17 protein-coding genes are annotated in these 26325 nt (G+C 44.8%); 13 read left to right on the forward strand and 4 right to left on the reverse strand.

Annotated elements, in window-relative coordinates:
- The first annotated feature begins 161 nt into the window (after positions 1–161).
- From AC51G0_RS08355 to AC51G0_RS08375, 5 genes are all read left to right on the forward strand, one after another.
- Positions 162–1814 (forward strand): thiamine pyrophosphate-binding protein, encoded by a 1653-nt coding sequence (locus AC51G0_RS08355; protein WP_496301588.1) that lies wholly within the window; start codon positions 162–164, stop codon positions 1812–1814.
- Positions 1815–1999: 185 nt separating this feature from the next.
- A complete protein-coding gene (locus AC51G0_RS08360; RefSeq protein ID WP_496301589.1) occupies positions 2000–2953 on the forward strand; it encodes an SDR family oxidoreductase in 954 nt (317 codons plus the stop codon).
- A 200-nt stretch (positions 2954–3153) separates the two neighbouring features.
- Positions 3154–4263 (forward strand): YcjF family protein, encoded by a 1110-nt coding sequence (locus AC51G0_RS08365; RefSeq protein WP_496301590.1) that lies wholly within the window; start codon positions 3154–3156, stop codon positions 4261–4263.
- Positions 4244–5776, forward strand: a complete 1533-nt coding sequence (locus tag AC51G0_RS08370) for a GTPase family protein (RefSeq protein WP_496301591.1) — start codon at positions 4244–4246, stop codon at positions 5774–5776. Before AC51G0_RS08365 ends, AC51G0_RS08370 begins: the two co-directional genes overlap by 20 nt.
- A gap of 169 nt (positions 5777–5945) precedes the next feature.
- The gene (locus tag AC51G0_RS08375; protein WP_496301592.1) at positions 5946–6362 is read left to right on the forward strand and encodes a hypothetical protein; all 417 of its coding nucleotides are present in this window, start codon (positions 5946–5948) and stop codon (positions 6360–6362) included.
- Between the two features lie 146 nt (positions 6363–6508).
- Here AC51G0_RS08375 and AC51G0_RS08380 read toward each other — a convergent pair whose 3' ends face one another.
- A complete protein-coding gene (locus tag AC51G0_RS08380) occupies positions 6509–7840 on the reverse strand; it encodes an Lcl C-terminal domain-containing protein (protein WP_496301593.1) in 1332 nt (443 codons plus the stop codon).
- A gap of 312 nt (positions 7841–8152) precedes the next feature.
- Between AC51G0_RS08380 and AC51G0_RS08385 the strand changes: the two genes are divergently transcribed.
- The 6 genes from AC51G0_RS08385 (at position 8153) to AC51G0_RS08410 (ending at position 17703) form a co-directional block, all read left to right on the forward strand.
- A complete protein-coding gene (locus AC51G0_RS08385; protein ID WP_496301594.1) occupies positions 8153–9526 on the forward strand; it encodes an SLC13 family permease in 1374 nt (457 codons plus the stop codon).
- A gap of 389 nt (positions 9527–9915) precedes the next feature.
- Complete coding sequence (gene fruB / locus AC51G0_RS08390; protein WP_496301595.1) at positions 9916–11034, forward strand: fused PTS fructose transporter subunit IIA/HPr protein; 1119 nt, start codon at positions 9916–9918, stop codon at positions 11032–11034.
- The gene (gene pfkB / locus AC51G0_RS08395) at positions 11034–12014 is read left to right on the forward strand and encodes a 1-phosphofructokinase (RefSeq protein WP_496301596.1); all 981 of its coding nucleotides are present in this window, start codon (positions 11034–11036) and stop codon (positions 12012–12014) included. Before fruB ends, pfkB begins: the two co-directional genes overlap by 1 nt.
- The gene (fruA, locus tag AC51G0_RS08400) at positions 12014–13768 is read left to right on the forward strand and encodes a PTS fructose transporter subunit IIBC (RefSeq protein WP_496301903.1); all 1755 of its coding nucleotides are present in this window, start codon (positions 12014–12016) and stop codon (positions 13766–13768) included. Before pfkB ends, fruA begins: the two co-directional genes overlap by 1 nt.
- 201 nt (positions 13769–13969) lie before the next feature.
- A complete protein-coding gene (locus tag AC51G0_RS08405) occupies positions 13970–14899 on the forward strand; it encodes an NHL repeat-containing protein (RefSeq protein WP_496301598.1) in 930 nt (309 codons plus the stop codon).
- A gap of 20 nt (positions 14900–14919) precedes the next feature.
- On the forward strand, positions 14920–17703 hold the full coding sequence (locus AC51G0_RS08410) for a response regulator (protein ID WP_496301599.1): 2784 nt from the start codon (positions 14920–14922) through the stop codon (positions 17701–17703).
- 347 nt (positions 17704–18050) lie between these two features.
- Here the strand turns inward: AC51G0_RS08410 and AC51G0_RS08415 are convergent, their stop codons facing one another.
- Positions 18051–18728, reverse strand: coding sequence for a hypothetical protein (locus tag AC51G0_RS08415; RefSeq protein WP_496301600.1), 678 nt, complete (start codon positions 18726–18728; stop codon positions 18051–18053).
- A 338-nt stretch (positions 18729–19066) separates the two neighbouring features.
- On the reverse strand, positions 19067–19900 hold the full coding sequence (ppsR, locus tag AC51G0_RS08420; protein ID WP_496301601.1) for a posphoenolpyruvate synthetase regulatory kinase/phosphorylase PpsR: 834 nt from the start codon (positions 19898–19900) through the stop codon (positions 19067–19069).
- Between the two features lie 255 nt (positions 19901–20155).
- On the opposite strand from ppsR, the gene ppsA reads away from it, so the two are divergent.
- Positions 20156–22489: a phosphoenolpyruvate synthase gene (gene ppsA, locus AC51G0_RS08425; RefSeq protein ID WP_496301904.1), complete on the forward strand. Its 2334-nt coding sequence runs from the start codon at positions 20156–20158 to the stop codon at positions 22487–22489.
- Positions 22490–22677: 188 nt separating this feature from the next.
- Positions 22678–24921, forward strand: a complete 2244-nt coding sequence (locus tag AC51G0_RS08430; protein ID WP_496301602.1) for a peptidase U32 family protein — start codon at positions 22678–22680, stop codon at positions 24919–24921.
- Between the two features lie 92 nt (positions 24922–25013).
- Here AC51G0_RS08430 and AC51G0_RS08435 read toward each other — a convergent pair whose 3' ends face one another.
- Positions 25014–26201 (reverse strand): Lcl C-terminal domain-containing protein, encoded by a 1188-nt coding sequence (locus AC51G0_RS08435; protein WP_496301603.1) that lies wholly within the window; start codon positions 26199–26201, stop codon positions 25014–25016.
- Positions 26202–26325: the final 124 nt, after the last annotated feature.

Here is a 26325-nt window from a genome sequence, read left to right on the forward strand (position 1 = left end):
GCATAATTAACACCTGTCTCACTGATAGACCAACATTTTGCCCGTACTTATACCTAACTGATTATAAAAAGTTAATTTCATACCGACGTTGGTGTAATTATATATTATAAATCAGCCGCTTAATAAAATGAGGCGGGGTATATGGAATAGGAGAGAGGTTTATGACGACACTCGCTCAAGTTTTGTTCCAACGCATTGAAAAAGAAGGTGTGGATTGTACTTTCGGGATCCCTGGGGATTTTGTTCTTCCTCTGTATGCAGCCCAGGAAGAATACGGGATGAAAAGCATTGTTTGTACTCATGAACCCAGTGCAGCTTTTGCTGCAGATGCTTATGCTCGGTTGAAGGGGCTAGGGGTGGCTTTGACCACGTTTGGCCCGGGAGGGTTGAATATGGTCAACCCGGTAGCGATGGCGTATGCAGAGCATTCTCCTGTCCTGGTAATTAGTGGAGCGCCCGATCTTAAAGGAAGAACTCCAGGATATTACCCGCATCACCTGGTAAAAGATTTTAATAGCCAATTAAACGTCTTTCGTGAGATTACTGCGGCTGCAATTACTCTGGACAACCCGGAAACAGCGGTGAATGATCTTGAGTGGCTGATTCAAACCATTATTCAATTAAAACGACCAGGGTATCTTGAAATTCCCCGGGACATGATCAATTCGCCTGTCCGGGTTCCCATTGATTTTCCCCGTACGCTCTCCCTCAAATTCGAGTTCAATCAAGATACGCTCAATGAGGCGGCCCGGGAAATAGTACATATTTTGACTACGGCGGTTTCCCCTGTCATCTATGCAGGGGTTGGTGTCCGTAGAAATAATCTAGCTCCTCAGGTGATCAGGTTGTCGGAACAATGGGGAATTCCGGTCGTCAGCTCGGTATTGGGAAAGGCTTCATTTCCAGAAACCCATTCCCAATATCGAGGCGTATATATGGGAGAGCTGGGAGATCCTCTAGCTAGAGATATTATAGAAAATGCAGACAGTGTGCTCTCCATTGGTGTTATCCATAGCGACGTGAATACCGGTTTTTTAACCGGGGAAATCAATAGACATCGCCATATTGCGATCCACGAATTTGTTACTGAGGTTTTTCATCATAAATATGAAAACTTACCTATGGAGGCGATGGTTACGGCGTTAGCCGAGAGACCGCTACCCGCTAGAAAAGTACTTCCTGCTCAAGTGGAGATTGCGAAAGACTTAGAGGAAGGGATACAAGGGAAACCGGGTGAGCCATTGAAGATGGTTGAGACCCTCCATGCGCTGAAGGAATTGGATGCATCAAAGTACAGTGTGCTGGCAGATATAGGAGAAGCATGGTTTATCGGGCTGGGACTCAAAACGGATATATTTATGGCTCCTGGGTATTATTCGAGCATGGGGTTTGCAGCCCCTGCAGGTCTGGGTGCAGGAATGGCCCGGAAAGATCTGCGCCCTTTGATTATTGTGGGAGACGGAGCCTTCCAGATGACTGGTGTTGAAATTGCGACCATTCAACAACAGGGGATCCGTGCAATTGTGCTGGTATTGAATAATAGCGGATATAATATGTTGCGGGCCTTGGATGATTTCAAACAGTATTATGATATTCCCTCCTGGGATTATACTGCTCTTGCCAAATCTCTCCATTGTGAGGGAGAAAAAGTCACTACTCTTCCAGAATTACAGCAAGCACTTGAACATGCAGAGCACGCTTCAGGGCTATATCTGATTGAGGCCTTAGTGGATCCAACTGATCACGCCCCGATTATGGCCAAAATCCAAACGCTATTTGCTAAAAAGAGAAACGTCTATGATGGGAATAATTGAGTTTTAGAGAGAGTGATAATAATTGTTGAAAATCAATATCTTAATAAAGGTGCGCGCTCCCTTGCTTTGCCAGTTTAGGAATGGGTAGGTAGTAAGTTGAATATTTGCTCTATAATGGAACCAGGGAACAACGTTGCAGGATTGGCGTTGATAATAGGCGGATATGCAAAAGGAAGTGAAAAGCAATGGGAACAATATTTGATAAGGCCAGACGGCTGATTAACAAATTGGAAGTGATCACCAGTACTATTAACCTGCCAAAAGTAAAATCTGACGAGTCAAATACCAGCCCGCCGCTAACTGGGCGGTTCGGGGCATTAGATAATAAAACGGTTTTTATTAGTGGGGGCTCTCGGGGAATTGGTTTTGCCATAGCAAAACGCTGTGCAGAGGCTGGGGCAACCGTAATCATCGCTGCGAAAACAACCGAGCCGCATCCTAAACTCCCTGGGACAATTTATACCGCGGCGGATGAAATCAACGAGATGGGTAAAGGTAGGGCGATCCCTATTGTATTGGATATTCGCGATGAAGAGGCGATCAAGCATGCGGTAGAGCAAGCTTGTGAGCAAACCTCTGGCATCGATATTGTTATCAACAATGCCAGCGCGATCAATCTGGAAAATACCGAAAATACCCCAAGTAAAAAGTTTGACCTGATGTTTTCTATCAATGTACGGGGCACATATTTACTGACTCAGGCTTGTTTGCCTTACCTGAAACGATCGGATAACCCGCACATCCTTACTCTTTCACCACCGATTAACCTCAAACCAGAATGGTTCAAAAACCACGGTGCCTATACCGCATCAAAATACGCAATGTCGATGATGGCACTGACTTTTTCTGAGGAATTCAAAGCCTATGATATAGCGTCTAATGCGCTGTGGCCGAAAACAGCGATTGCAACTTCAGCGATATTGAATATGACAGCAGGGAAATTACTGAAGGATCGCTCGCGGAACCCGGAAATCATGGCTGATGCCTGTTATGAGATCATCACTAGGGATGCCAAAGAGTGTACCGGGAACTTTTTCATTGATGAAGAAGTGCTCAGGCACCAAGGGGTAACTGATTTTAAACATTATGCCTGCCATCCAGGTGGTAGCTTACAGCGGGATCTATTTTTAGATAGTTAGCACTTTTTCAGATTAAGCTATGGTATTGTCAGTATTAGTTTCAGTTACTTACTAGAATGTACTCAGCACAGTTACTCTTATTAAGCTGTACATTTGGAACGTGAATAGACAGACCATAGCTTCGTTCATCTTTGGTTCAAATCGAAGCAGGTATATCGGAGTAGGAATATAGGTGTTCTCACTAGGAAGTACTTGTAGCTATGCATCACTTTTTTAAGCAAATTTATCAATATATCAATCCTTCGGTAAACCCTGATCTTGAGTCTGCCGCTTCGCAATGGCAGTCGCAGCTGCCGACGATTTGGCTATTAGGGAAAACGGGAGCCGGAAAGTCTTCCCTTGTTCAGTCCATAACGAATAACTCAGCTATTGCTGTCGGCAATGGTTTTCAGCCCTGTACCCAATCTTCAGTCATTTATCGCTATCCGGAAAGTAACCCGCTGCTGGGTTTTCTCGACACACGTGGGCTTGCTGAAGCGAACTATGATCCTGAAGAGGATATCGAAGCCTGCCAGCACCAGAGCCACGCATTGCTGATTGTGATGAAAGCCGAAGAGCCGGAACAAAGTGATGTGTTAAATGCCTTGCGAAAAATACGCAAATCAGGGGCTATCAAGCAACTGTTGATTGTCCATACCGGTATTTTGTCGCTGCCGGACTCCGATGAGCGAAATAGGGCTATCAGCTATAACCAGTCACAGGTTGAGAGTGTCTGGCAGGGTGAGCTTGAATCGGTGACGGTAGATTTTTCTCCTGATGATGGGCATCCGGTCGGGTTAGAGGCGCTTAGAAAGTCGCTGGCCGACATGTTGCCAATCCTCTATTTACTGGCTGATGAGCAAGAGCACCACAGCCGTGAAGAAGCGAATTTTCACCAGCTAAAGCGAGAAGTGATGTGGTATGCGGGAACAGCGGGGGCAAGTGATGCCATTCCCGCTGTTGGTTTGGTTTCGGTTCCCGCTATTCAAGGCAAAATGTTGCATAGCTTGGCAAACCAATATGGGGTCGAATGGGATAGGAAAAGGTTTAGCGAGTTTGCAGGCTTGCTCGGGACCAGTTTTGTGATTCAGTACCTGTCAAAGCTTGGGCTCAGGCAACTCGTGAAGTTGATTCCTGTCTACGGGCAAACCGTCGGAAGTGCAACGGCAGCCGCATTGAGTTTTGGTTCAACCTACGCAATAGGGCGGGCGGCCTGCAAGTACCTTTATCATATCAGTAAGGGCGAGCCGGTTTCCGAACAGGAAATCAAGCAAGCTTTTGAACAAGCGTTCAATAATGTAAAGGATCTGCATGAAAAGAACCCGAAATAGTATTGGTACCCTGGCACAGTTCTCGAGAGGAGTAGTACCGCTGCTTCTGGCCTCATTGTTGATACCTTTATTGATATTGGCGGTTATTGGTGTGATCAGCTTGGTGCAGGATGGTCGGTGGTTGCTGTTCGCAATCTTGGCGGCGATATCATCAATAGCGGTGATCATACCTTACTTCTTGGTTAGAAAGCTCTGGCAGGCGGATGAACAAGCATTGCATACCGTGCCTGATTATGATGTTGAGCCCTCGGGACAATGGAGTGAGTTTGATAACGAAACCTGGCAAGTTCTTAATCAGCGCATTGATGTCCTTTTGAGTACGAATTCAGAATGGGGGGGATTACGCGATCATGCTTTTTTGCTCGCAATGGAAACGGCGGATCATTATCACCCTGATAAGCAGTCGAAAGAACTGGCGTTTACCGCACCGGAATTTCTGTTGATGGTTGAGGAGGTCAGCCGTCGCTATCGCCAGTTTCTGCTCGAGCATGTGCCATTTGCAGAGAAAATTCGCCTTACTACGTTGAAACAAGGTTACCAGCAAAAAGATAAATTGGGTGCGGCAAAACAGGTTTACGATATTTATCGTGTCTTTAGAGCAATGACGCCGGCAGGATTGGTCGCAGAGGCCAGGGGGCAGATCCTTGGTCATATCTTTGATGAGGTGAGCGATGAAGTTCAAACCAAATTAAAACGTGTACTGTTGCAAGAAGTGGCCTCTGTCGCCATTGAACTGTATAGCGGCCGTTTTGCTGCTAGAGATAATGAGCTTGGGGCAAGTTCTGTATTGCGAGCAGACCAAGAGAAGGTTGTCGCAGATGTTGAACCTCTACGAGTTGCGGTTGTAGGACAGATCAGCGCGGGTAAGTCATCGCTGATTAACGCATTAGTAGGTAGCATGGTTGCAGAAGTGAGTGCACTGCCTTCAACGGACAGTGTGATGATCCACCGTTGCGAAGTGGAAGGGATCGATTGGGTGCATTTCGTCGATCTTCCGGGGATTGATGGTCGGCAAGAAACCGATGAGTTACTGTTAGAGCAGCTAGTAAATAGTGACATGGTATTTTGGGTGTTGAAAGCCAATCAATCTGCAAGGCAGCTTGATGTGCTATTGAAACATAAGCTGGATGCGTTTTATTGCGACGAGAAACACCGAGCACGTAAGAAGCCGTTAATATTGGCGCTGTTAAATCAGGTTGATAGGCTGCAGCCAGTTAATGAGTGGCACCCTCCTTATGATCTAAGTGCACCGACTTCAGCTAAGGCTGAGACAATCAAAGCAGCAGTCGCATATAACCAACAACAGTTAACCCCGGATGACATCATTCCGGTTGCTATCTGTGACGGAGCAGAAAAATATAATATTGAGCAAATTGCTGACTTTCTCCTATTTAATTATGAAGAGGGGGTAAACACACAGCTTAACCGTCGTCGTTTGGATCACCATAAGGTTGATCTCATCAAACAAATGAAGCGCCTGTACCGGTTGGGCGAAAAGGCCTTTCAGTCGTGAATATAAAGGGTAAAAGTGTAAACTATCTCTGGCTCAACAATAGCTTCTGAAAATATTTCCAGGTTAAGTGCTTGGGATACTGTTGATTTAAGCCTTACGTCGTCAACTATACTGATATCGAACTTCAGGAGACGGTTGCTTAAAGCCCATTGACGACGATTGACGTGATATGGGCATACTAAATGGCTGGCGTATCAACTTTAACAAAGGTTGGGATATGCAAATAAAATGTGCTTTACAGGTGTTTTTGGATATCTGGCCTGCAAGAGGGCTGGCATTGGTTTTGGTGCTTTTATCAAGCTGTCCGGCTTTGGCTTATAACCGGGGAATGCCTGCACCAAACCCTGTGGGGCAAGTAGAAGAAAGCCAGGAAAATAACCAAGTAAGTGCTTACCTGAAATATAAGCCTGAGATGGAAAAACAAGCGAAACATTTGGTAACCAAATTGCGAGGGACGATTACTGACTCGATACCGGATGAGCGTATTCTAATCGTTACGTTTAATAAAGCAGATGTGAAAATCCTCGTTGATGAACGTTGGAATTATCGTCACATCATCGATTATGTGGAAATTGACCCAGAATGATAGTGGTTGAGTAGAAAAACATCTTGTTTCCTCTCGTGGCTTCTATGAGCAATATTTCGTCATTATTATTGATACTTTCCTGAGTATAAAGAGAGAATATGATACTTCTCCCTTCTTTCTACCTATGTCTAATTAGCTAAACTTAGCTACATCACATCTCGCACCATGCGTACATAATTGTAGATGCGAATGGCATCCCCTTGCGGACCATGTCCTGTCGGGTAATCATCAGGGTTACCTTCCTTAGGATCGCTACGTTGCGCGCCTGCACCATGAATATCTGTCCAAGCATTGTCTATATACCCCAAAGCGCGGCCAAAGCTGACATAAACACCCGCAGATGCCGGGGTATCCGTCCAATTCAGGTGGGTGGTACTTGTCCAGTAATAAGGATAATCCACTTCACCTGCTTCATTTTCGATAGGGGTTGCATTGAACAAAGGGTAAATAGCGGCAGTGCCAGTAGTATCCGGAGATCGACTATAGTCCAGAATACTTTGAAGCTCCTTGGCATTGGGCAGGCGCCAGTCACTGTAGCCGAGATAGTTACTGCTGTTTTTATCGGCTACCCAGGCGAGTGCTTCGGTCCAATTTAAACCAGATTCGCTATCGTCTTGGGTCCACATCAGGTTTGTGATCAAATCTGTAATGGTTGTATCACCATTATCTAAGAAAACGTCCTCGCCAAACTCAGGGAGGTTGGTCGTTTCCTGCGTATTTCGGGCGCAGGTGACCAAGAAGGTTTTATCTGTACCATTGAGCTCTAGGTCATAGCCTTTGATCCGTCCATCGGCGAAATTCACCCCAAAGAGCTTATTGTCTGAGCCAGCAACATACATTGAGCTGGAGGCATACTGAGCGTCAATAATGCGTTCGCCAGCATCGGTATCACCGTAGGCAAATTCAAAATAGTTGGTATCAATAAATGGAGTAAGCCCTGAGGTATCGTCGCCGTCGTAACCACTCGGATCTGTACCAGTGAATATGATAAGCGAATAGAGCTGTTGGATATCCGGCAGCTGCCAGTCTGTATACCCCCCAAGCGAGAGGTCTTCGCAATAGTTGATAGCATCTTCATAAGTGAGTTTATCACCGGAGAGAATACTGCCATCACCATCGGTATCTGGGCTTCTTTGCCACATGAGGCTGGTTACGTTATCAACAACAATATCAGTGGAATAGATGGAATAACTTGAAGCATTTCCTGCATGTTGGGCATCTTGGCCATAATAGCTTTCATCTGAATCCGGACATGTTATTTCGCTACTGGTGTTGTAACAGGCTGCCTGCTCTGTATCGACAACCGGATAATGGTAGGTGGTATAGGTTGTGACTTGGGTAATATCACTGTTGCCGATACTATCGCTGCTGTCGTCATCTCCTTCTGTATTGCAGGCTGTTATGCTTGCCAGGCTCAATATGATGAATGCTGCCTTCCACCTGATCATAAGTACATTACCGATTTGCTTCGAGTTCATTGTTTAGCCCCTTTTATCACCATTCAGCCGTAGGTTACGGAGAAAACGTGCAAACCATGAGCAAGAAATAAGGAACAAATGTGGAAAGGTAGCGCTGCTGTGATCACAAGGTATAACGCCTTTATGATTAGGTATCGCATACTTCTTGTTATTAATAGCTAACTCATTATTTTTAATCGTTAATCTCATTAACAATCAAAGCTTGGTTGTGCTAATAATTGTATTAGTTACCGCACTCCATCAATAATCGGAGTAGGTTATTTCAACTGTCGTACCTAGGTCATTAATACAATGAACAAAAAAGGAAAGCGTATGACAACCTTAAGCCTCGCCGTTAAAAACTGGTTGTATGACCGTAACAGCGTGATTTTCCTCGGTGATGTTGCGCTGTTTGTTATCTTGTTAAACACCCTGCCATTTGAGCCCGATGTCGTCGTAGGTCTCAGCCTGCTAACTTTCATTGCCATACTTTGGTTAACAGAAGCCATTCACGTCAGTATCACCGCTGTTTTTGTTCCCTTGCTTGCTGTCGGGTTAGGGATATTTGAAACACCTCAGGCGCTTGGTAACTTTGCCAACCCGATCATATTCCTTTTCCTTGGAGGGTTTGCGTTGGCAGCAGCTTTGCATCGCCAGGAGCTGGATAAAGCGATTGCCGATAAGGTTTTGTTGTTTGCCAAAGGCCGTATGGCGGTTGCCACAATGATGTTGTTCGGGGTGACCGCTGTCCTTTCAATGTGGATCAGCAACACGGCAACGACGGCAATGATGCTGCCTCTGGTGCTGGGCATTCTGAGTAAGGTCAATGCCAAAAAGGAACACAATACCTATGTTTTTGTTCTGCTAGGAATAGCATACTGCGCCAGTATCGGTGGTATTGCCACTATCGTGGGTAGTCCGCCAAACGCCATTGCTGCAACCGAAGTGGGGCTGAGTTTTACCGAGTGGATGGCATTGGGTTTGCCTGTCACACTTGTTTTGCTGCCTCTGGTGGTAGGCCTGCTTTATTTGATGCTAAAGCCAAACCTTAAGCATACGTTTGAAATAACCCACGAGCCAGTGAAGTGGAACAACGCAAAGCTGACCACGTTGGTCATCTTCGGTATTACCGTTTTCATGTGGATTTTCAGTAAACCCCTGAACGCCTTTCTTGGTGGTTTTAGCAAATTTGATAGCCTGGTGGCCCTGTCAGCCCTTGTGCTACTTGGGATTAGCCGGGTGGTTGAGTGGAAAGACATTGATAGAACCACAGATTGGGGAGTGTTGTTGCTGTTTGGGGGCGGGATCTGTTTGAGTAATGTGCTCAAAGCTACCGGTACCAGTGTCTTCCTTGCTCACAGTCTAAGTGGGTTCCTTGAACAGGCCGGATTGTTCTTCACCTTTCTGATTGTGGTGGCTTTTGTCGTATTCCTAACTGAGTTTGCCAGCAATACGGCAAGTGCTGCTCTGCTAGTACCAATATTCGCTTCTATCGCCGAGGTGCTGGGCGTATCGCCTGTGATCCTATCGGCGCTTATTGGCGTGGCTGCATCATGTGCCTTCATGTTGCCAGTCGCAACGCCACCTAACGCCATCGTTTTCGGCTCAGGTTATATTAAACAGCGCGAGATGATGAAAGTCGGGGTGATTGTAAACATTGTCTGCATCATCACCTTGGCTCTCTTTGCCTGGCTGTTCTGGCAGTAGACTGCTGAGTTGAAGGGGACTATACCTCGATATCACCATAATCAAATCAGAGTTTGGGCCGCCGAGCGGCTCAAATTCTGACTTAAAGAAGTTTGTTCGTCTAATTTCATTCTCTACTATCTATTCTTGATCCTTGACTGAATTTGTGCGCCCGATCATATATTCGGCAATGATCTGATACTGAACAATTGCAATACCTGCTGAAACCATTCAGCATGTAAGCTGAATGGTTTCAGTGAAGCTGTCAAAGAATTATAAGTTCTGCTTAGCTTTACTTTTAGCAAAAAAGCTGAAACGTTTCAGCTTCTGTTGGAACTAAACTAAATTTAAGACGTGCAGATAGGGCGAAAGGGGTTTTCGCCGAGTCAAACAAAGACTGGAGTGAGTACATGTTGTCACTATCAAATAACGATATTCAGCTAAAGCAAGCGGCTGCTGATAAACAAGAAGCCATCAAGGCATTGGCTGCGGGTTTGGAACAGCAAGGCTTGGTTGATACGGGGTATGTCAACGGCATGCTGGATCGTGAAGCGCAGAATTCGACGTTTCTGGGAAATGGTATTGCGATCCCGCATGGCACAACTGATACCCGGGGTTTGGTAAAGCAAACTGGCGTACGTGTACATCACTTTCCGCAAGGGGTGGATTGGGGTGACGGCAAAATAGCGTATTTGGCGATTGGTATTGCCGCTAAGTCAGATGAACACCTAGGGATCCTCAAGCAACTGACAAAGGTACTGTCGGCTGACGGCGTTGAAGAAAAGCTAAAGCACAGTGATAGCGCCGATGGTTTGATTGCAATTTTAAATGGTGAAGAGCAGCTAGAAGCCGAGTTAGATGCGGGCTTAGTTCAATTGGCCTTCCCGGCGACAGATTTGGTTCAGCTAACGGCTGTTGCTGCAGGTTTGGTGAAGAACCGACAGGCGGCAGGCAATGGCAGTATTGCCGATGCAATTTCATCGGGAGCTAGTTACCTCGGGCAAGGCCTATGGTTGGCAAAAACACATATAGATGTGAGCAAAACGGCCCTGGCTTTTGTCACACCGGAGACGGCATTCGAGGAGCAGGGGAAACAGGTTAAAGGCTTGTTGATGGTTGCTGCCTGTAATGGCTCACACCTGAATAACATGAACTTCCTGGCCCAGCTGCTCTATAAGCAGCAGGTGGAAACACTGTTTACAGCTGATGAAGAGAAAGTGGTTTCACTGCTGACGCAGGAAGTTATCGAAGGTAACAGCGAAGTATTCAAGATCCGCAACTCACACGGCCTTCATGCACGTCCTGGGGCAATGCTGGTTAGCGTTGCTAAAAAATTCAGCTCAAATATCTTGGTTTCCAACCTTAATGGAGATGGCAAAGCAGTTAATGCGAAAAGCCTGATGAAAGTGATTGCCCTCGGTGTGAAGCACGGCCACGAATTACAGTTTACTGCTGACGGGGAAGATGCAGAGCAGGCACTACACGCTATCGGACAGGCAATTGCTGATGGTTTGGGAGAGGGTAAGTAATGACTGATTGTAAGAAGCCGAAGGTAGTGACTGTTACCTTGAATCCGGCTTTGGATCTGACCGGTAACCTCAATGCGTTGACTGCAGGTACGGTTAACCTGGTTGAGAAGGGGAGCCTTCATCCGGCAGGCAAAGGAGTGAATGTTGCCAAGGTGCTGGCCGAGCTGGGCGCAGACGTGACCGTTACCGGCCTGCTAGGTGCTGATAATCAGGAACCGTTTTGCCAGTTGTTTGAAACCTTGGGTGTCGCTGATCAGTTTGTCCGAGTAAACGGCGCTAGCCGGATCAACGTCAAGCTGGTCGAGGCTAGTGGGCAGGTCAGCGATATTAACTTCCCCGGTGTTGCGGTCTCTGAACAGGACATTCAGCAATTTGAACAAACACTTTTCACTTTGGCAGACAGCCATGATGTGTTCGTGATGGCAGGGAGTTTGCCTCAGGGGATTTCTCCTGAACTTTGCGCCAGCTGGGTGGTTCAGCTACAAGAGCGCGGTAAGCATGTCTTTTTTGACAGTAGCAAGGCTGCACTAGCTGCTGGCTTGAATGCCGCGCCATGGCTGGTTAAGCCTAATGATGAAGAGCTATCAGATTGGGCTGGTCGTGAATTGACCACAAAACAGGATTTAACAGAGGCTGCAGAGCAGCTAGCACAAAAGGGCATTGCGAATGTTGTGGTGTCGTTGGGTGCAGAAGGCGTGATGTGGCTGAATAGCGAAGGTTGGCTGCGTTCTCAGCCACCGAAGATGAATGTTGTGAGTACTGTTGGTGCAGGTGACACATTAGTGGCGGGTCTGTGCTGGGGGCAACTCAATAACTGGAATAAACAAGAGACGCTGAGTTTTGCCACTGCGCTTTCAGCATTGGCTGTTAGCCAGGTTGGTGTCGGTGTTGATGATCTCAACTCGGTACTGGCGGTAAAAGAAAGTGTCCAACTATTAAATAGCAACGTGAATGCTAACATGGAACAGAGGGTATCATGATGAAAATCGCAGTTGTAACAGCTTGCCCTAGCGGCATTGCAAATAGTGTTATTGCCGCTGGCTTAATGGAAAAAGCTGCAGCAGAACTTAAACTGACGGCCAATATTGAGTGCCAGTCAACAGTGATGTCGGTTAAGGCATTAACCGATACACAAATCAAAGAGGCTGATTGCATTGTAATTGCGGCAAATACGGCTGTTGATACAACACGCTTCAAAGGTAAAAAGGTTTATCAGTCAGCTATTGATGATTGCTTGGCTGATCCGAAGACCTATCTCGAGCAAGCTATCGCGCAAGCGAAGGTGCTGAAGAATGTACAGGCTGTCGCATCTGCTAAAGAGTCAGCTTCTGACTCTACCTCTGGTTCGAAAAAAATTGTCGCGATCACAGCGTGTCCAACCGGTGTTGCGCATACATTCATGGCGGCAGAGGCTCTGGAAGATGAGGGTAAACGCCAGGGGCATACCATTAAGGTTGAGACCCGCGGCTCGGTAGGTGCGAAGAACCAACTGACAGCTGAAGAGATCGCTGCGGCTGACTTGGTGGTCATTGCGGCCGATATTGACGTTGACCTGTCTCGCTTTGATGGTAAGAAGCTGTATAAGACCAGCACCGGGCTGGCATTGAAGAAGACGACCCAAGAGCTGGACAAAGCCTTTTCTACAGCCTCTGTTTATAAGCATGAAGCGGGTGCTTCTTCTAATGCAGGACAGAAACAGGAAAAAACAGGTGCCTATAAACACCTGATGACAGGTGTATCGCATATGCTACCACTTGTTGTCGCTGGTGGCTTGGCCATTGCACTGTCGTTTGTATTTGGTATTGAAGCGTTTAAAGAAGAGGGCACATTGGCTGCTGCTCTGATGACTATCGGTGGTGGCTCAGCCTTCGCACTGATGGTACCGGTACTAGCCGGTTTCATTGCTTTCTCGATTGCTGACCGTCCGGGTCTGGCTCCTGGCCTGATCGGTGGTATGCTGGCAAGCTCAACGGGCGCGGGTTTCCTTGGTGGTATCGTTGCGGGTTTCCTGGCAGGTTATAGCGCCAAGTTTGTTGCCGATAACCTAAAACTGCCTCAGTCAATGGAAGCACTGAAACCTATTCTTATCATTCCATTGATATCAAGCCTGATCACTGGCCTTATCATGATTTACATTGTTGGTGGCCCGGTTTCCGCAGCAATGACAGGTCTGACTGACTTCTTGAATAACATGGGCTCTGCAAATGCGGTACTGCTTGGTATTATTCTTGGCTCAATGATGTGTTTTGACCTGGGTGGCCCTGTTAACAAAGCGGCCTATACTTTCGGTGTTGGTCTGCTGGCTTCCCAGACTTATGCGCCAATGGCGGCCATTATGGCGGCAGGTATGGTACCAGCACTGGGTATGGGCTTGGCGACGTTCCTTGCCAAACGTAAGTTTAATGCCAGTGAGTCCGAGGCAGGTAAAGCATCATTTGTATTGGGCTTATGTTTTATCTCCGAAGGTGCGATTCCATTCGCGGCTCGTGATCCAATGCGTGTTATCCCAAGCTGCATGGCTGGCGGTGCGTTAACGGGGGCACTATCTATGCTATTTGGTGCAAAACTGATGGCACCACACGGTGGCCTGTTTGTTCTCTTTATCCCGAATGCAATTACGCCGGTACTGATGTATCTGGTAGCCATTGCTGCAGGTACTGTTGTGACAGGCGTGACTTATGCCTTCTTGAAAAAATCAGATGAAGAGCAGTTAGTGACAGCAACGGCTAAATAGTACTACCACTAAAATAATGAAAGCCCCGGCATGATTATCATGCCGGGGCTTTTTTCGTTGTTTTTGACAGTGAGTACGTTGCTATTGGTTTAGTTGCATATTATTTACTACACTGATTTATAGCACAATTTTTTGTCTCGAAATTGTTCCAACTAACCACTTAGGGTTGAAAGTGATTTTTTATGGATAGGGAATAACGAAATGAAGGGATTGATTACTATTCTTTGTGTCTGGTTGATTTGCCCAGCTTCTGTGTTTGCGGCAGCGCCTGAGATTATTGCTGGTAAAACTGTGTTTAAACATGTGATGACGTTCGGAAGCAAAGGCTCTGGCGCGGGTCAATTTCGTTATGTTGAAGACTTCGCTATTGATAGCTATGGGCGATTATTGGTGACGGATGCCAAAAACAGTAACGTGCAGGTGTTTGATAAAGATACCGGGGACTATATAAGTAGTTTCGAGGGGGGAAGTGCGGGGAAGTTTGAAAAACCGGAAGGGATTGCCATAGATGACAAGGGTAATATCTTTATTGCTGATTATGTCAACGGCTATATTAAAAAATATGATAAGGATTTTAATCATATTAAAACGTTCAGTGATTTCGGTGTGGAGCCGGGGGAGAATATGGAGTCTGAATTTATGACAATATATGAAAATAGACTCTATATGGCGGATAAGGGCAACCATCGGGTAGATGTTTTTGATCTTGATGGCAACTTTTTGTTTTTATTTGATAATAATAAATCTATGGATACCCCTCAAGCTGCCAAATCAAACTCTGAAGGGGACATTTATGTCGTTGATATGGGAAATGATAGATTGCTTCAGTTTGACAGTGAAGGGATATTAAAGCATCGATTAGGAAAAAATGGAAAACGACAAGGAGAGTTTAATAAGCCTGTCGGATTGGCAATAGATAGTAAAGATCGTATTTATGTCAGCGAGGCTCATAACGACAGAATTCAGGTATTCGATAAAGACTTTACCGTGTTGGCTTCCTGGGGCGAACATGGAAGTGGTAATGGTCAATTTAAAAACCTTCATGGGTTATTAGTTGATGAAAGGGGATATATTTTCGCTGCCGATACGGGTAATAATCGAATCCAAGTCTTTGCACCGTATAATCAATAGAAGAATAAGGGTGTTATGTTATGAGTAAAGGTCTTAATTCGCAGCAAAGCGACAGTCGATACATTGTCATCTGCTTAATCATGGTGACTGTCTGTGGTTTGTTAAGTGCCTTATTTATCAATTACCAGCTTTACCAAAGTCGTCATGCTGCGGAACAGATAAGTAATAGTGCGGAATACTCATTGTCGACATTGACACCAATGTTGAATGAGCAAATAAATGTCATTGAGCGAATTGAAAAAGCAAGACATGAAGCCAATTTGGGCTATGTGCATGTTAGGAATATTCTCAAGGCGCTAAAAAAAAGCGAGATAGAGAGTAATAAAAAAGAGAACTTGCTCCAGCAGGCAGAGCTGGGAGCAAGCAAGATCAAATTAGTCAGAATACTTATTGACGAGAGTCGGCGTTCTACCGATGAAGTTGGGGGGAACTTTAACTTTATGCTCGATCAGTTAGAGAATCTGGCACGGGTTAAGGATGTTAATTCCTCACTCAATGTTGTGTTTATGACAACTGTAATCACAATGTCATTGTTAACTCTTGTTTTGTTACTGGGTACTATTTTCATTCATCATAGCCTGAAGCGAATTAAAATTTCGTCAGAACAAGCCTTAAAAGCCAGAGCTGAATTACAACAGAGCCAAGTCCAACAGAAAATATCAGAATTAAATGGTCTACTCAGTGGAGAGCGTTCAGTTGATGAGCTTTCAAAGTCTTTCCTAGAGTTTTTGGCTCCCAAACTGGGAGCTGGCGTAGCTGCGTTCTATTATTTGGAAAATGATACATTATGCTTTAAGCACGGGTATGCGTCTAGCAGTGAGGCTGTTAAATGCTACAAGCTGGGAGAAGGTATTATTGGTCAGGTTGCAGCACAAAAAATGGTGATTGAGCTGGAACAGGTCGCCGAGGGTTACTTTGATGTAACTTCTGGAACGGGCAGCGTCGCACCAACCCGAGTGATCGCTGCTCCTGTCATCAAGGATCAGGCTGAAGATATTAAAGGAGTGATCGAAATTGGTCTCTTTACGTCGCTGACCGGGTTTCAATACTCATTACTACGGGAGAGTATTGGGGTTCTCACCATCTCGATTCGTTCAGCTGAATATCGGAATAACCTGAATCGGCTATTGTACCAATCAGAACAACAAAAACATCAACTGGAAGTTAATTCTAAGAAACTCATTCAAGCTCGGGATGAAGCTCAGCAGGCCACCCGAATTAAATCAGAGTTTCTTGCCGCGATGAGCCACGAGATCCGTACTCCGATGAATGGGGTGCTGGGGATGCTGCAAGTTCTTCAGGATACCGGTATGAGCAAGGAGCAATCTAAGTATCTACAAGTGATCAGTGGTAGCGCGGAATCATTACTTAAAATAATTAACGATATTCTTGATTTCTCTAAAATTGAGGCAGGAAAGGTCGAACTTGAAAATGTTCCGTTTGATTTGTTGCTGTTAATAGAAGATATTATTGAGCAGCTATATAACAATGCCAGAGAGAAAAAAATTAGTTTATTGATGTATTTTGATCCGAATGTTCCCCGTCTGGTTAAAGGTGATCCAGTACGGGTCAGGCAAATTTTGATTAACTTATTAGGTAACGGAATAAAATTCACCCATCAAGGGTATGTTCAAATAAACATTGAAGTCTTAGCAGTGAAAGACGATAAAGCGAATATTGTTTTTAAAGTAAAGGATACAGGTGTCGGGATTGAAGAAGACAAGCTAGACATGGTCTTTAGTCAGTTTACCCAGTCTGATTCATCAACTAGTAGGCAGTTTGGTGGAACAGGGCTGGGGCTGTCGATCAGTAAAAGCTTGACTGAATTGATGGGCGGAGAAATCACGGTTACTAGTAAGATAGGACAAGGTTCGTTATTTGATGTTAATATTTTCCTTGATAGGCAAGAAGGCAACGTGTATTTCCCATCGAAGGATTTAGATCAGCTGAAAATATTATTGGCAGATAGTAATGAATTACGCAGTCGTATGCTACAGGATCAGATAGCCAGTTGGGGGATGGATTATTTCAATGTGTCTAATATAGAGCAACTACTGAGTATTCTTCAGGAAGATCTAAGTGAACGGAATCATTATGATATCTTAATTATTGATGAAGACTTAGCTTCTGCAACTGAGCTTAATTATCTTATATCTGAAAGCCGACCTTTATCGTTGAAGGGCTCTTCAATGATTATGCTCCAGTCCGTGCACAAAAAGACATTGATTGAAGCTGATGGAACTTGTTTTTCTGGCGTATTATCCAACCCTGTTAAGCCGTCAGACTTAATGGACCTTATCGCAGAAGCATGGGATAGCTCAAAGTCTATTCTTAAATCATCTAGTACCGAAAAAGCAGAAAAGACCTCTGTGGAACCTTCGACAATCGAACCACTATCTTTCAACCAGGATGCGATGCAGATCCTGTTAGTCGATGACAATAAGGTCAATCAGAAAGTGGCTGCCGTGATGTTAAAACAATTGGGGCTCAGTGCGGACATTGCTGGAAATGGTGAGGAAGCCATCGCGATGTTAATACAGTCGCCTTATGATCTGGTATTGATGGACTGCCAGATGCCAGTGATGGATGGTTATACTGCCACAAGAGAAATTCGCCAAAGCCAACAGCCCTTTTCAAATATCTATATTATTGCTCTGACGGCCAATGCTATGAACGGTGACAAGGAAAAATGCCTTGAAGCCGGTATGAATGATTACCTAACGAAACCCTTACGCAAAGCAGATCTACTGGCCAAGCTCCAGAAGGTGCTAAAAAGCAAGTGTTGTGAGCAAGAAACTAGGTAACCGCTGAACGTTCTCAAGTTTCATGAGAAGTGGATAATCTGGCTAGTTGATCCTCGGTTGTTATAGAAAAAGGAAGCCCCGGCATGAGAATATCATGCCGGGGCTTTTGCCACCGCTGCCTACGAATTGATTATGTTTGTCCTAAACCAGCAAGAGTGGTTAGTAGAATTCTTTTCCCCCATCTGCCTGCACAACGTGCTAAAGCACAAGAGAACTCTAAAGAACAAACACATCTGTTATTAGTTGTAGGCTTTCCATGCGTTTAATAAACAGTGCTGTCACTGTAATAGCGCTCTTTTTTCTTAGTTATTTATTGTTATTATCCCCTAAAGTTATTGCTTTTATTGTTATTTTTCTTCTTCTACTGCTACTAGTAGATCTTCACCATCGGTGATCAGTAAGTAAGACTTTCCTTGATCTAAATGGCATAAGCTAATTGCTTCTGCAGCAAAAAATAACTCGCCACTACAGTTTTCCATCGTCATGTAAGGTGTTAGTTGACCTTTTTTAGCTTCAATGGAAGAGATCGCCGTCGAGATTACTTGAATCCGTGTATCTTGATGGCTGAATACTCGTACACTGTATTTACCTTCTTGACTCGAAGGTTGCTGCATAGCTGTTGTTAATGCTATTTGGCTGTCGTCTAGCCAGGCTATTGCCCAGAGATTATCTGAACGGTTTAGCATGACTTCTAATGCTTCAGCTGTTTCGGACTGAGTATTGGTATCCCAGGTGCCGATGTCGATCTCTAACGGAGTCGTTGCCGTCCAGCTAATTGAATGACGAGCCACTTCCGTATTGTTATTCGTTGCTACTTTATTGGAATCGTCAAAAAGTGTTACCGAACCGTTGGTTTGTTTAACAAAATAGTCAACCGGCTCACTTGCAGTATTGACGAAATCTATCTCAATTTGAGGTGGACCTGTAAGTTCACCTTCAGCTAATAGGTCTTGTTCTGAATAGCTATCCCCACCACATGCCGTAAGATACACAGCAACAATAATGCTTAGCGCTGGCCTAATCATGTTAGGAACCTCGTTGTAATTATTTGTGACGCTCAGAGTAAGCATATTGCAAGAATTAGTGATTTTTTGATGAATCACAGGGAGAAAATTGAGTAATTAATAAATGACTGATTTTACAGGGTTAAAGTGCTCTCAATAGTGAGAAAATAAGATGAGACACAAGTAAGAAGAGCGATTTTGCTCGTTTTTTATCCTATTTGAGGCGTTTGGTCGTCAGGAAAGAATTGACGAGCCTAGGAGTGTGCTGCTGGCACAAGTAAAAGGCTCGTCACTAGAGTCTAAACTCAAATTCTTGACTAAACTCGTCGGTTATTTCGCAAGAATAAAAATGTTTCTCATTAACACATACGCCGTTTTAAGCCGCTCATATCGAGTAACCGAGTTGAGATTTCTTCCACAGATAATGACGTCGTATTCAGATATGGGATCGCTTCTCGCCGGAACATTGCCTCAACTTTATTTAACTCAGATTCGCACTGATGTTGGCTGGCATAATCACTGTTTGCATAGCGCCCATTTCGGATTGCAACCAAGCGACCCGTCTCGATTGTTAAGCCATAGGTTTTATAACGAAATGGCTCAATGGCCTGGGGCAGTTTCAGGCTCGCCATGTCTTCAGCAATGAACGGATAATTAACCGCTCGGATACCAAACTGCATGGCTAGGTACAGGCTGGTAGGGGTTTTGCCACATCGTGACACTCCCAGCAGAATGATATCTGCCTGCTCAAGGTTGTTCAGCGAGACCCCATCATCATGGGCCAGAGTGTACTCAATGGCGGCGATGCGATCCTGGTAGCTGGCGGCATCTTTATTGATACTGTGGGAGCGTTGTAATTTAGGGCTTGGCTCCATATCCAGATCATGCTTGAGAGGCTCGACAAGTGCATTCAATACATCGTAAAGGTTAGCTTGGCTTTGTTCGATAATGGCTTTCACTTCCGGGATGACAACTGAATAAAAAACTAAAGGCTTTATGCCTGTTTCTTCATAAACACGGTTGATCTGTTTTTGTACGTTTATGGCGCGATCGACCGATTCGACAAACGGGAGGGTGGTTTGGCGGGTTTCAATCGCAAATTGACCTAAAACAGCATGGCCAAGTGTTTCAGAAGTAATCGCTGTACCGTCAGAAACGTAAAACACATCACGAAAATTGGATTTGCGCTGCATAAAAAGTTGAATCCTTAAAATTAATCTGTAACGTTAAGCACATCAATACTTATAACAATAACCTTACAGGGTATCTATTCTTCTTTTACATGTATTGAGTAAAGATGAATACCTAAACGGGAACATATTGTGACGCAGTATTTTTTTAACTGCGAATGCAATCGTTTTCGTTGAGAGGTTGCCCACATAAACTGTTGAATCCAATAAAGGAGAGTTGCCGTGCAACAGAATGTTGTTTGGTATGATGCTTTGTCAATGAACGATGTTGACAAAGTGGGTGGAAAGAATGCATCACTGGGTGAAATGGTTGCAAACCTTGCCAGTGCCGGCGTAAAAGTGCCTAACGGGTATGCGACAACGTCTCATGCATTTAACCAGTTTCTTGACGCGAACGATCTGAACGATCGTATCTACAATCTGCTTGATAAGTTAGATGTTGATGACGTAAATGCGCTGCAGCAGGCAGGAGAAACTATCCGAAATTGGGTTCTTGAAGCGCCGCTTCCTTCCGATTTGGAACAGGAAATCCGTGACTGCTATATCGAGCTGGGTGAAGGCGATGAGATGCTCTCTGTTGCCGTTCGTTCATCTGCGACTGCAGAAGACTTGCCTGACGCCTCATTTGCAGGTCAGCAGGAAACCTTCCTCAATGTACGTGGCATTGATGCTGTTATTGAAGCTGTGAAGCATGTATTTGCTTCTTTGTTCAATGACCGCGCAATCTCTTACCGTGTTCACCAAGGCTTTGAGCATAAAGGCGTCGCATTGTCGGCTGGTATCCAGCGTATGGTTCGCTCGGATGTCGCATCGTCAGGTGTTATGTTCACACTGGATACAGAGTCTGGCTTTGATCAGGTCGTGTTTATTACCTCTTCTTGGGGCCTCGGTGAAATGGTTGTGCAAGGCGCAGTGAACCCTGATGAGTTCTACGTGCATAAGCCAACCCTACAGGCGGGTAACCCAGCGGTTGTTCGTCGTACCTTTGGCTCTAAGCAGATCAAGATGGTTTACGCTGAAGGCAAAGAGCTGGGCACTCAGGTGGAAATCTTGGATACCACTGATGAGGAGCGTAAGCAGTTCTCCCTAACTGACGCAGAAACTGAATCACTGGCTAAACAGGCCATGATCATCGAGAAGCACTACGGTCGTCCGATGGACATCGAGTGGGCAAAAGATGGTGTGACTGGCGAGCTGTTTATTGTCCAGGCACGTCCTGAGACAGTACGCTCTCGTGATGATGCTCAGGTAATGGAACGCTTCCACCTAAATGGTGCTGGCAAGGTGCTTACCGAAGGTCGTGCAATCGGCCAGCGAATTGGTGCCGGTGCTGTACGTGTCGTTTCTGATTTGAGCCAGATGGATCAGGTACAAGCTGGTGATGTGCTGGTGGCTGACATGACAGACCCTGATTGGGAGCCTGTGATGAAAAAGGCAGCCGCTATTGTCACCAACCGTGGTGGCCGTACTTGTCATGCTGCGATTATCGCTCGTGAGCTAGGCATTCCAGCCGTTGTTGGCTGTGGTGATGCCACTGAGCTACTGACAACGGGCCAGGAAGTGACCGTTTCGTGTGCCCAGGGTGAGACTGGTTTCATCTACGAAGGTGAGCTGGAGTTTGAAGTTCGTCGTTCAGCAGTAGATGATCTTCCGACTTTGCCTTTGAAAGTGATGATGAACGTTGGTAACCCCGACCGTGCATTTGATTTCGCGTGTATTCCGAATGAAGGTGTGGGCCTGGCTCGCCTTGAGTTCATCATTAACAAAATGATCGGTATTCACCCGAAAGCGCTGCTTAACTACGATGAGCAGTCTGACGAGCTGAAAGCCGAGATTGATCAGCGTATCGTTGGTTACAGCGATCCGGTTGAGTTCTATATCGAGAAACTAACCGAAGGGATCTCGACGCTGGCGTCCGCCTTCTGGCCAAAGCGCGTTATTGTTCGTATGTCTGACTTTAAGTCGAACGAATACCGTAACCTGGTTGGTGGCGTTAACTTTGAGCCGACGGAAGAGAACCCGATGCTTGGTTTCCGTGGTGCTTCTCGCTATATCTCACCGAAATTCGAAGATTGTTTTGCTCTAGAGTGTGAAGCGATCAAACGTGTTCGTGAACGCATGGGTCTGAAGAACGTTGAAATCATGATCCCATTCGTGCGTACGGTTAGCGAAGCTGCGTCTGTCATCGACTTGCTGGCGAAATTTGACCTTCGCCGCGGTGAGAATGGCCTGAAAGTTATCATGATGTGTGAACTGCCGTCTAACGCTATTCTGGCAGAGGAGTTCCTCAAGTACTTTGATGGCTTCTCTATCGGTTCAAACGACATGACCCAGCTGACATTGGGACTTGACCGTGACTCGGGTGAAATTGCCCACATGTTCGACGAGCGAAATGATGCCGTTAAAGCTATGCTGGCAATGGCGATTAAAGCGGCCAACAAAGCCGGTAAGTACGTAGGTATTTGTGGCCAGGGGCCATCGGATCATGACGATCTGGCTGACTGGTTAATGGAGCAGGGTATTGATTCAGTATCGCTCAACCCAGATACCGTTGTTGAGACTTGGCTGCACCTTGGTAAAAAATCAGGTTAAGTCGCTAAAATAAGCTCAATACGTCGTATATAGAGTAAAGCCCGCACCTCCTCTTTATTTCAGAAATGAAGAGGGTGGTGCGGGCTTTTTTAGTCTGTTCAAGCGCATTTCTAGACAATGAATAAAAGAAACACGTAGAATACGCCCCCTTGAAACAAGCATAAATTAAATAAGTGGGTTATGTCGCGATGAGAAATCAGTTTGAGTTATTGGCGCCAGGTGGCGATATTGAGTCAATCAAGGCAGCCATTGCTGCAGGTGCTGATGCGATATACTGTGGTCTTGATCACTTCAACGCCAGAAACAGGGCAACAAATTTAACATTTGACAACCTAAGCGGCGTAGTAAGACTTGCTCATCAACATGACTGCAAAATATTTCTAACATTAAACATCATAATATTAGAAAGTGAAATCCCGGCCATCATTCGATTGCTTAATAAGCTAGTCAATACAAAGATTGATGGTGTTATTGTTCAAGATTTAGGTCTGTTTTATATACTAAAAGAACACTTTAAAGATCTAGATGTTCACGCATCCACACAGGTCAATACCCATAATGACGGCCAAATCTTCTTCTTGAATAAGCTGACTGCAAGTCGGGTGAATTTATCAAGGGAGTTGAACATTAAAGAGATCAAACACTTGGCTCAAGTAGGACATGAAAACGATGTCCTAATGGAAGTGTTTGTTCATGGTTCTTACTGTATTGGCTTCTCAGGGCTTTGCTACATTAGCTCGGTACGTAATGGTAATTCAGGCAACCGTGGCAGATGTAGCCAGCCATGCCGAGACAAGTACCAAACCACAAAAGCGGGTAAGGACTATCCTCTAAATCTTAAGGATAACTCTGCATTTTCTGATCTCAAAGAGCTCGCCGATGCTGGCGTTTATTCACTGAAAGTAGAAGGGCGGATCAAGAAGTCTCACTACGTTTATACTGTGGTGGATAACTGGAGAAAACAGATCCAGAGTTTCTGTAATAGTGATACGTTACTTAGCGATAAAACTGAACTCTATACGGTATTTAACCGCGACTTTTCTAACTCGTATCTGAAGGGGGATATCAATAAAAATATGTTTATTGATAACCCGCGTGACAATTCAGTAAAGCATTTCTCTCAGGTCTACAGCTGTACAACAGATGAGAGCATCAAAAAGGTCAAGAAAAAGCTATACGATGATAAGACAGATATTATCACGACGGTAGCCGATAAAATTAAAGATTTAAGTATTGAGAAATTACCGCTAACAATCACTGTATCGGGTGAAGCTAATTGTCCATTGACGGTATCAGTGAAGACTCCAGAGGCTTCATTTGAGCTACATTCAGAATCGAGCCTTATTCATTCGAATAAATATACGATTGATCGAAGTGGTATAGAAAAGTGGCTTAATAGCTTAAACAATGCTGAGTATTATATTGATTCGCTAAAAATTGGAAATATCCAAAGTGGATTATTTGTGCCATTTAAAGAATTAACAGCAATTAAAGAGCAGATCTTATATCTCTTGAATGGTTCGAAATCACGGATATCGCCAATTGAAACGCCAGTATTGGAAAAAACAGTTGAACTACAGACGAAACCGACACTTTCTGTATTGATATCCTCGAAAAAGGATGCCGATCTTTGTGATACGACATCGGCTGATATTTACTACCAGTTGCCTGATTCGATCCATGGTGAATTCTCTCAATTGGTTGAAATGTTCTCCAGCAATGAAAAGCTGATCCCATGGTTCCCGTCCATCCTCATCGGTGAGAACTATACAGCCGCTGTTGAGTTTCTTAAACAGGTCAAACCTAAGCTTATTGTGACTAACAATACAGGTATCGCATACGCCGCTTATGATAATGGTATTGACTGGATAGCGGGCCCTTACCTGAACATTACGAACTCATTCAGTCTGCTATGCATGAAAGAAGAGTTCAATTGCTGTGGCTCATTCATATCTAATGAAATTAGCAAGAAGCAAATCAAACCGATTGTTCGGCCTGATAACTTTAAGCTGCTCTACAGTATCTATCATCCGATCTTGCTGTTAACTAGCCGTCAATGCCTATTCCATCAGACTGTTGGGTGTAAAAAGAAGAGCTTTGATGCGAAATGCCTCAAGAAGTGTAAGAAGTCTGCATCGATTATCAATCTAAAGGAAGCATCATTTATCCTTGATAAGCAAAAGGGTGATCATAACTCGATGTATAGCCAACATAACTTCCTAAATACAGAGATACCTGCTGATTTAGAGGGTTTGTTTTCAAGCTTCTTTATTGATTTGAGGGATATAAGCACAGATACACGTGTTGAGAAGGATAAAGCAAGCGTTGTACAGCTTTTCCAAAATCTCATAAACGGTGAGCTTGGTGCTAAGTCTGAGTTGGAGCAAGCAATTTACCCAACAACTCATGCTCAGTATATAAAAGGCTTGTAACCCAAACAGTCTTCAAAACGAAAATGCCGCCTAACGAGACGTAGGCGGCATTGCGAATGAGGTGGCTTTACAGCAAAAAAGCATTCCTATTCTTAGTAAATATTACGTACAACCCGCACAAAGTTTTTTACCCGTCTGATATCACCTTGTGGGCCTCGACCATAGCTATCCATGCCAGTTTTAGGATTAGCTCGCTGTGCTCCGGAGCCATGTACATCAAGAAACTGTGCTTGGTTATTTGATGGTAGCGCTATATACCCAAGAGAGCGGCCAAACTGTATCGTAGCGGCCTCGGGGTAACCGTTGAGGCTCGTTGATGACCAGAAGAACGGGTAATCTAGCTCGCCAGCTTCGTTCTTGATTATCGTGGTATCAAATTGCGGAGAAATTGCTGCTTTACCTGTTGCATCTGGACCATGATTATAGTCGACAATGCTTTGCAGCTCTTTAATGTTGGGCATTCGCCAGTCACCGTAACCAGCGAAGTTTAGGTTTTCAGCGTAAGTTAAACCTTCTTTCCAGCTCATTGCTTTCAGGCTGTCAATCGAACTCCACATTAAGCCTGTTGCTACATCAGAGATAGTGCCGTCGCTATTGTCGATAAGACGGTTTTGTCCATATTCTGGATTGCCACGGACATAGCGGACATACAAATTACGATTATGCCCGCTGTCTCTTCCTGTCGGATAGCCTTTGATACGACCGTCAGCGAAATTAACACTGTAGAATGCTTCGACATCGTCAAATATGTTAGCTGCCGATACTGTACAGGTGACATATTGTGTATCAATATAGCTGCCATCATTTGGGTATTCAAAGTCAAAAAAAGTTGTATCAATAAATGGAACGGCGTCGGCAGGTGCTATTTTGGCACTAGGGCTTGCATGTCCCTGATTGCCTGCAAAGTTAATTAATGAATAGAGCTCTTTGGTCGTTGGAACTCGCCAGTCATGATAGCCACCAGTTGCAACGTTACTGGCCTGTTCTTGCGCATCTTGCCATGACATCGAGGTAAATCCTTTCTGCCACATCAAGCTAGTTGTAATGTCGGTGATCGTTCCATCACCATTGTCAATAAACTTAGATTCCGGACTTTTATAATTGGCATCTTGGCCTGAAAAAGGATGATTTCCTTTTGGACAGGTAATCGCATTGGGTGAGTTGCCGAAGCATTTTTTAAGTCCAGTGCCGACAACTGTATAGGGAAAAGGTGTTTCAGCATATAACGCCGGCTTTGTTTGTGCTTTTGTGTCCCGTTGACCGTTATTAGTTTCTTGCATACAAGCAACAAGATTTATCAGGGTTGAAAGTATCAGTACTATTTTCCGGGTAGTGAGCATAAATTATCCTAAGTGGTTAATAGCCGAAAATAAGTGCTTGAGTAGGTGTTGTTAATGTATGTTG

This window comes from Photobacterium sp. HL06 (genome assembly GCF_059552575.1).